Annotated in this window: 1 protein-coding gene; it reads right to left on the bottom strand. The window is 62.1% G+C overall.

Annotation, left to right across the window (positions count from 1 at the left end; all coding sequences use genetic code 11):
* Positions 1-651: 651 nt before the first annotated feature.
* Positions 652-1,485, bottom strand: coding sequence for a hypothetical protein (locus ACV229_RS40450; RefSeq protein WP_448088642.1), 834 nt, complete (start codon positions 1,483-1,485; stop codon positions 652-654).
* Positions 1,486-1,892 lie beyond the last annotated feature (407 nt).

Here is a 1,892-nt window from a genome sequence, read left to right as displayed (position 1 = left end):
GGGCGACGATGCGGCGGGCAGAAGCGGGCCAACGCGCCTGACCCTCGGCCCACGTGCCGGGTCGCCTGTCCTGACACTCGATGGACCAAACGCACGCCAAGCCGCGCGCAGCTGCTGGCCAGGCAGCCATGCCGCGGCCGACTTTGCTGTCCGTGTGCCCTGTCCGACGCTCCGTCATTGCGAGATCACCAATGGCATCATCAACGGTGAGTCGACCTGCCCTCGAGGAGGGTTGTGGCGGTCTACTCATTTAGTCCCCAGATCCCCGTTACGGATCTTCGCGATCGTGTATCCGCTTGCCGTCGTAACCGAGTCAAAGCCGACTGTTCAACGCTGAATCCTTGACGACGTGCGCTCGCACTGGCGGGCAAGCCAGGCCGATGAGGCGGGTGAAGTGGTCGTGTTCCGTACGAAATGAAATCGGGAGTCGCGCGGCTCCGCAGCCATTCCACTGTAGGTGCACTGGAGTCGTACAGCGGTGTTCCGGTCATGTCCTATGCAACGGTGCGATGCGAGTCGGATTGGAATTAGGCACAATTTGCATCCAGCAGAAGCGTGAGCGCCGCACGTGCAGTGCGCCATTCGCAGCGGTTTAACGGCAAATTCAACGCCGATGCATGAAGATGTCGAGTTGAGCCACTCGCTCGACCCTCATGGCAGCGTTCGTGGCGCGAGCAAAAGCGCGCGAACGTCTCGCCATGGCAAGAGCACGCCTTCGCCGCGGCAGTTTCTCGCAGCCTCCGAATACGCATTGAACGCTGCAAAGAGCCCCTCCTTCCTGGGCGATAGCAAGAGGGGCCACCACCAATCGCCGATATCCTTCACGCCTTGGTTTCGGCAACACGAGCCGTCGCATTCGAAGCTTCGGAACGCTTCTTCGGCACATCCCCCGGCATTACGCGCGCCCGCCGCGTGTCGTAGCGCGAGCGATACCACGTCATTCCCTTCTATGAAGTCGAAGGTGGCGGCACGGGTGCCCGGAAAGCGGATCGTGCGAACCCACTCGAGCGGCCTGCCGGTCGACAGATCGTAGGTCGTCGTCTTCCAGCCATTCGATGGGTGAGCTGCACCCGGCCAGTCCGAATAGCATGTCGCGTCGACAGTGAACAGCCGGGCGTTGGTGAATGCCACCGTCGTCGTGCAGCTGGACTCGCCTTTCGGGCGAGCCATCAGCGTGAACCCAACCGACTCCCGAAACTCCCGATCAAGCGCGGCGTTGATGATTCGCATGGCATCGGCGGATGGTGCCTTCATCAGCTGCGGATCGGACGCGCCACTTCGTTTTTCGGTGACGAATCGCCAACTGACGGCGCGATCGGCCGACGTTTCCGTACGTGTCGAAAGCTCCCTTGGCCCTTCGGTCCGCAGGCATTCGTAACCGCGCTCGGTTGCTGAAGGTCCCTGAAAATCCGCGTCGCAAACAGCGCTCGTGCGTTCCAGGCGGGTCGGCAGACTGGTCGTCGCTCGCGGGTTCTTCCGCCACATTCCCGATGCGGGGCCGGATGCAAACGAGAGTGTCCAGATTCCGATCGGCACGTCGCGGGCAGCCGGCTCGTCCGTGCCACCGGAGAGCGGGCACTCGACGAATTCGCCCGCGTTGCAGGTCGAGACAAGTCCGATGTCGACGCCCTTTGATCGGTAGAAGTAACGCCCGACTGTCCGTTTGTAGTTCTGATAGACGCGTAGAACGAACGGGATTGGCCGATCTTACCGCGCTAGAGGCTTTCGTCTGGAGCTGCATCAGCGACGCCCGCGACGAGTGAGGCGGCAATCAGGAAGGCACGCGAAATGCGCATGGAGACGCCTGACGTGAGGTTCGCGTTGGGCGCGCAAGGACCAGCAGGGAACATCTCATCGGTGTCGAGACGCGCAACTTTGAGTCCGGCCCTACA

This window comes from Burkholderia sp. MR1-5-21 (assembly GCF_053427715.1).
Note: the sequence above shows the minus strand (reverse complement) of the source record. Positions and strands in the feature narration are given on the sequence as shown.